7 protein-coding genes and 2 pseudogenes are annotated in these 6,137 nt (G+C 64.7%); 6 read left to right on the plus strand and 3 right to left on the minus strand.

Features of this window, described 5'->3' with window-relative positions; translation table 11 throughout:
- Positions 1–15 precede the first annotated feature (15 nt).
- Both QOZ99_RS21055 and QOZ99_RS21060 read right to left on the minus strand, forming a co-directional pair.
- Entirely contained in the window at positions 16–807 is a 792-nt protein-coding gene (locus tag QOZ99_RS21055; protein WP_306891959.1) for a molybdopterin-dependent oxidoreductase, read from the minus strand.
- A gap of 11 nt (positions 808–818) precedes the next feature.
- Positions 819–1,463 (minus strand): cytochrome b/b6 domain-containing protein, encoded by a 645-nt coding sequence (locus QOZ99_RS21060; RefSeq protein WP_306891960.1) that lies wholly within the window; start codon positions 1,461–1,463, stop codon positions 819–821.
- Positions 1,464–1,570: 107 nt separating this feature from the next.
- Here QOZ99_RS21060 and QOZ99_RS21065 point away from each other — a divergent pair, with 107 nt between their 5' ends.
- Entirely contained in the window at positions 1,571–2,056 is a 486-nt protein-coding gene (locus QOZ99_RS21065) for a PRC-barrel domain-containing protein (RefSeq protein ID WP_306891961.1), read from the plus strand.
- A 50-nt stretch (positions 2,057–2,106) separates the two neighbouring features.
- Here QOZ99_RS21065 and mtnK read toward each other — a convergent pair whose 3' ends face one another.
- On the minus strand, positions 2,107–3,372 hold the full coding sequence (gene mtnK, locus QOZ99_RS21070) for an S-methyl-5-thioribose kinase (protein WP_306891963.1): 1,266 nt from the start codon (positions 3,370–3,372) through the stop codon (positions 2,107–2,109).
- 240 nt (positions 3,373–3,612) lie between these two features.
- Between mtnK and QOZ99_RS21075 the strand changes: the two genes are divergently transcribed.
- The 5 genes and pseudogenes from QOZ99_RS21075 to QOZ99_RS21090 all read left to right on the plus strand — a co-directional run.
- The gene (locus QOZ99_RS21075; RefSeq protein ID WP_306891964.1) at positions 3,613–4,317 is read left to right on the plus strand and encodes a DUF1223 domain-containing protein; all 705 of its coding nucleotides are present in this window, start codon (positions 3,613–3,615) and stop codon (positions 4,315–4,317) included.
- 129 nt (positions 4,318–4,446) lie between these two features.
- On the plus strand, positions 4,447–4,932 hold the full coding sequence (locus QOZ99_RS21080; protein WP_306891965.1) for a methyltransferase family protein: 486 nt from the start codon (positions 4,447–4,449) through the stop codon (positions 4,930–4,932).
- Between the two features lie 394 nt (positions 4,933–5,326).
- Positions 5,327–5,725 (plus strand): hypothetical protein, encoded by a 399-nt coding sequence (locus QOZ99_RS21085; RefSeq protein WP_306891966.1) that lies wholly within the window; start codon positions 5,327–5,329, stop codon positions 5,723–5,725.
- Positions 5,701–5,901 (plus strand): annotated as a pseudogene (locus tag QOZ99_RS22380) (IS5 family transposase); the annotation flags it as partial. The gene QOZ99_RS21085 and the pseudogene QOZ99_RS22380, both read left to right, overlap by 25 nt.
- Positions 5,894–6,046: pseudogene (locus QOZ99_RS21090) on the plus strand (transposase); the annotation flags it as partial. The pseudogenes QOZ99_RS22380 and QOZ99_RS21090, both read left to right, overlap by 8 nt.
- Between the last annotated feature and the right edge of the window lie 91 nt (positions 6,047–6,137).

Below are 6,137 nucleotides of genomic sequence, written 5' to 3' on the forward strand. Positions count from 1 at the left end.
CCCCTTTCGTTGCGCTCACAGGCCGCTGAACCAGTTGAAGCCCTGCTTCTCCCAGAACCCCTCCGGATAGGTATTCGTCACCTCGATCGCGCGGATCCATTTGGGGTTCTTGAAGCCGAGCTTGACGGCGGTGCGCAGGCGCAGCGGCGCGCCGAACGGATCGGTGATCGGCTCGCCGGCATATTTGGTGGCGAGGATGGTCTGCGGGTGCAGGGCGGAGGCCATGTCGATGCTCTCCATATAGTCGTCCTGCCCATGGAAGGCGACGTATTTGGCCGTCAGGTCCGCGCCGATCTGTGTCAGGAACTGCCGCAGATTGGGCCCCGACCACTGGCCGATATAGTCCCAGCCCTCGACGCAGATATGCTTGATGATCACTTCCTGCTCGGGCAGCGCATGGATCTGGTCGAGGCTCCACGGGCGCTTGTCGGCGATGAGCCCGCTCAGTTCGAGCTTCCAGCTGGAGAGATCGACCGGCTTGACGTTCTCGATCTCGTAATAGGCGTTGAAGCGCGGCGGCTTCACCACCTGATCGAGGGAATAGGTCGGCGCCAGCTTGTTCGGATCGAAGATCCTGGCCTGTACCCAGTCGTTGAAGGAGGAGACCGAGCGTAGTGCGCTCTGCACCTGGCTCTGCTCGGCGATGTCGCAACCGGTGAGCATGGACAGCGCCCCGAGGCTGACGGCCCCGCGCAGCAGCTTGCGCCGGTCGATATCCTCGATGAGGGCGCGGTTTTCGGTGAGCAGGCTCTGATCCGGGCCGCGGCGCGGGCGGAACAGCGAGGTCGGACGTCGAAGGAAGGACATGGCGCGCGCTCTCACATGTTCGAGGCGGGGGCCGACGCACGGCGCCGGGCGGGGCGATCGTCCACGCGCGGCCCGCCGGTGATCATGGCGAGCAGCGTCTTCGGCACCAGCAAGGCGAGGGCGACATGCACGACCATGAACAGGCAGATCGCCGTCATTCCGAAGAAATGCGCGAGCCGCGCGCCCTGGAAATCGTAGAACAGCGCCGTCAAGAACGAGAACTGGACGGGCTTCCAGATCGCCAGACCGGAGATCACCTGCAGGATGATCACCAGTATCACCCCGACATAGAGCGTCTTCTGGACGGCATTGTAATGGGTGAGGTCGGCATGCTGCAGGCGGAAGCGCGCCGCGGCCAGCGCCTCACGGATGACTTCGCGCGGCGAGATCGGCAGCAGCAGGCGGCGGAAACGGCCGGTGACAAGGCCATAGATCAGGTAGGCGAGGCCGTTCAGCCCGAGAACCCACATGCCGAAGAAGTGCCATTGCAATCCGTGCTGCGCCCAGGGGCCGAGCGTGACCGCATCGGGGAAGTGGAGAAACCCGAATATGACCTCGTCATTGTAAATCTTCCACCCGCTCATGATCATGATGATCATCGCGATCGCGTTTGTCCAATGCATGACCCTAATGACAACAGGATGCATCTTCTTCATTTTCGGTTCTCTTTGTTGTATTGTTCAAGAGATGATGCGAAATTTACTTGATGATTATAAAAATCAACATTACATGTCTGCTTGCATCATCGAAGGAGATAACCGCCATGCGCCGTGAACTTGCTTATTCTCTGCTTGGGATCCTGCTTCTGGGCGGCACGCCCGGGGCCGCCCATGCCGAAGAGACCAAGCCGATGCGCGCGGAAGGCGGGGCGCATACCCAGCCGGGACCGGAGCAGGACGGGCTGACGCCACAGCAGCGTATGGAACGCCGCTTTCCGCAGAAGGTGCGGGTCGGCGATCTGATCGGCCTGCCGATGCAGGACTATGACGACCGCATTCTGGGATATGTGAAGGCGGTCGTGCGCACCCCCGACGGCCATATCGTGCTGGTGATGCCGTTTGGCGGCTGGTTCGGTTATGGCGGCCGCCCGGTCGGCGTGCCGATCGAGACCGTGGCCATCCTCGCCCGCCACCTGAACGTGCTGGACCTGCCGCGGGAGGCGTTTCCCGATCTGCCGACCTGGAAGGACGGGGAGGGAACGCCCATCCCTTCCGACGATATCATCCGGATCGCCATTTCCCGCCGCTGAACGGCGCGGACCTTTCAGCCGCACATAGGTGCCGGAGGACTGCGAGACCGTCATAGGTCGTGGCCCTCCAGCCGGGCGATGAGGGTGCGCACCTGTCCGATCGCGGCGAAGCGCCCGCGCTCGACCGCGAGCACCCGTCCGGCCATCAGCGCCCGATGCTCGCAGCAGGCGCGCAGCGCCTCGTCGGCGATCGTCTCGAATTCGGGGATATGGGCGAGGCCGAGAATGCGGCGATGGATCTCGATGCCGGCGAAACCCACAGCGTCGCGCCAGATGCCCTCGATCATGGTGTTCAGGGCCAGTTCGCTGCCGATCGCGTCGGCCTGATCCTCGAACAGTTCCCGCCCGCCGAGAATGCCGGTGCGCTCGCGGCGCCACAGCCGCGTGAACTCCTCGACGAAGACATTCCAGATCGCCTCCGCCGTATCGAGGATCCAGTCGCGATAGGCGCGCCTCTCCTCGTTGTCCGGCTGAAGGCCGGGCAGGGCGAAGACGGCCATCCAGAGATTGGCGAGCAGCGAACCGATGTCGAAGCCGATCGGCCCGTAGGTGGCGAATTCCGCGTCGATGACGCGGGTGTCACCCGCGCAGACCATGATCGACCCGGTATGCAGATCGCCGTGCAGCAGCGTCTGCGCGCTGCCGCAGAAGCGCGCCTTCAGTTCGAAGGCGGCGAGCTTCAGGTCGCGGTCGGCGCGGATGGCCGTGACGGCGCGGTCCAGAGCCGGGGTGTGGCTGTTGCGGGCGCAGTCGTGGAACGGGTCGGTGAAGAACAGATCCTCGGTGATGCCGCACAGTTCCACATTGCCGGCAAACAAGGCAAGATCAGCCTTCCGCCGAGCCGTCTCCATGGCCCAGTCGGAGCCCCGGAACAGCGTCCGCGCGAGATAGCGCCCGAGTTGCCCGGCCAGCAGCGGGTAGCGCTCCCCGGCCATCAAGCCCTTGCGCAGGATGACATGGGGCCGAAGGTGCTCCATGACCTGGATCGCCTGGTGGCGGTCGAAATAGTAGATCTCCGGCAGCCGGCCCGGATCACGGCGGCCCAGACGCAGCATGGCCTCATGCTCGAAGAAGGATCGGTCGAGCGACATCGGCCAGCTTTCGCCGACCACCCGCGCATAGGGCAGCGCCTGCTTCACGACCACCGATCCGGCCGGGCCCTCGACAATGAACACAAGGTTGAGGTTTCCGTCACCGACCTCGCATACCCGCCATTGCGCCGCCGGGCCGATACGCTCCGTCATTTGCGGCAGACCGCCCAGCCGGTCGGCAACAGTGTCGGCCTGCAGCGGCTCGTAAGGCGAATGAGTGAGCATTCCGGTCTCCGCATTCCTTATGCGAAGGCCGGCAGGTTGCCTGCTGTGCTTCGCCTAAGCGGTACGGCAAAACGGTTGCTCACATTACAGCGATCACGGCTTCGTGAACGAGCCGCAGGGCACCTTCCGATCCGGCCTGCCGCGACACGAATGCGTGAGTCCGTAACAAGCGGCGGCGCCATCGCGAAGACGGGTTGAACGCCCTTGTGCCGGGCCTCAACGCGAAACCGGAGCGACCATATGCGCCTTCCCCTACACTTCCTGATGGCAGGGACCCTGCTCGCCCTGTCGGGATCAGCCTCCGCGACGGAGTTCGTCACGCCCGATCGGCAGCCCATCGTGGTGGAGCTGTTCACCAGCCAGGGCTGTTCCTCCTGCCCGCCCGCAAATGCCAACCTGATCAAACTGGCGGCGCGTCCCGACGTTCTCGCCCTGTCCTTCAGCGTGACCTATTGGGATTATCTCGGCTGGAAGGATGTGTTCGGCCAGCCGGCCTACACGCAGCGGCAGGCCGTCTATGAGCCCAAGCTCGGCGAACCCGGCCCGTTCACGCCGCAAATGGTGGTGGACGGCCGGGCCTCCGCCATCGGTTATGACCTCGGTGAAATGCAGGCCCTCATCGAGAAGAGCCCGCTCAAGACCGGGCCCGCGATTTCGCTCGGCCCCGAGCGCGTCGACATTGCCAAAGGGCGATCGAGTCGCGGCGGCTCCGATGTCTGGCTGGTCTGGTTCGATCCCACGACGGTGCAGGTGCCGGTGCGCCGTGGCGAGAATACCGGCCGCACACTGCCTCACAGTCACGTCGTCCATCACCTGGCCCGGCTCGGCGGGTGGAATGGCGAGGCGGTCGCCTTCAAGACTCCCGCCACACCCGAGGGGCTGAAGACGGCGATACTCGTTCAAGAGCCCGGTGGCGGGCCGATCCTCGCGGCGGCAACCGATTGAGCCCGCCTGCCACCGCCATCTGCCACCGCCATCTGCCACCGCCATCTGCCGCCGCCCCTCAACGATTTCCGAAGAAGAGACCGGGGGCGCCACCGCGCCCGGCGCTCATTCACGGCGCTGGAGACTGATATGACCGACTTTTCCGCGGACACCGCGATTCCGTCGGAACAGACCGTGAGTCAGGACGCCTATGGCGAAAGGATCCGCATGATCTTTGGCGCGAGCATCGTTCAGGTGATCCGATGCGCCGCGCTGTTCTCGCTGGCCGATCATGCCGAACGCGGCCGGATCACCGCCGAGGAATTTTCCGCGGCGGAAGGGCTCGATCCCGATGCCGCCGGGCGCGTCCTGCGCGCCTGCACAGGCTTCGGGCTATTTTCGATGTCCGATGACGCGGGCTATGCCGGGACGGCGCTGCTGCGGACGCTTCGATCGAACACGTCGCATTCCCTGCGGGATCTTGCCCTGATCCAGGGAGGCCCCGGCCATTGGGTGCCGTGGGGAAGGCTCGACGACGCGCTCCGGACCGGGCGCGCGCAGACCGAAGCAACGCTCGGTCAGTCCCTGCGGGACTATTACGCCCGGCGGTCGGGAGCGCCAGCCGGCGGAATATGAGCGGCTGCTGAGCCGGGCGGGTTTTCGCCTGCTGGCCACGCGCGCCCTGACGCCCACCCACTCCTTGTTCGAAGCTGTCGCCATCTGACGGTCATGTAGTCGGCGAAAGCACGAGGCGGGCGGCGCCCGCCTCATCACGACGAGGGCAAACGATGCACATTCAACGACGCGCGCTGCTGGCGCTGGCTGGCGCCTTCCGCGCTGTAGCGCTTCCTCGTCGTCTTCATTCCCGCACCAATCCATCAGGTCGGGAGTAGCTTGACACCCTGTCCAGATTTCCGGCACCACCTCAGAGTTCCTCCCGACGGGAAATCTAAAGACGTGGGACCGGCGGGCCGATTTGCCGAAACTGAATGTTCCGACCCCCCTGGTCATGGGCGCGAGGTATGACGAGATGAACCCCGAGAGCATAAGGCGGGAAGCCGCGCTTATTCCCGATGCCGGGCTCTTCATCAGCGAAACCGGCAGCCATCTGGCGATCTGGGACGACCAGACGGCGTATTTCGCTGCGCTCCTTTCCTTCCGGAGCGCCAGAGAGGCTGATGGAAGCCCCGGCGCGGGCCGCCTCGACGGCAGCGGGCGGAAGCCGCCACAGCGGGGAAGCTGGCGCCATCGCATAAGCGGTGGCTGCCGCTCGGTGAGCCGCTCGATCGTCGATATTCGGCAGGAAACCGGCTCGCCGACAAAGGGCAGCCTGTCGCCTCTCTCGGCAAGCTTCGGCAAGCGGTTCAAATGGCCGTCCGATCCGAATGTCGCGACCGAGACCCAGTCACCGATGACTGGCAGCATATGATCGACAGCACCACGGTGCGCGGCCATTCTCCGGCCGCAGGCGCAAAAGGGGACTGAGAAGGAGGGATTTAGTCGAAACCGCGGCGGCCTTACGAGCAAAATCCACGCCCGTGCAGACGGCCGGGGACGCCTCTTGGTGTCGTCTTCACTGGCGGCGCGGCCTCCGACTATGAAGCCGTCGATGGATTTCGCGTGGTCGGTGATTGAGCCGCTTCTGCCGACGAAGGTGCGCGGTGTTGCGCGGGTGGATGACCGGCGCGTTTTGAACGGCCTTTTCTGGCGCCTGCGCACCGGGGCGCCCTGGGCCGACATCCCGGCGCGCTAGGCTCAGGACCTATTAATCTGCCTTGAGTTGTGATTCACAGTCTCCCTTGAGGAGGCTGGCATGGGTGATTTGTTCCTGCTGAGCGAGC

It is taken from the genome of Ancylobacter amanitiformis (assembly GCF_030814815.1).
Classification (GTDB): Bacteria; Pseudomonadota; Alphaproteobacteria; order Rhizobiales; family Xanthobacteraceae; genus Ancylobacter; species Ancylobacter amanitiformis.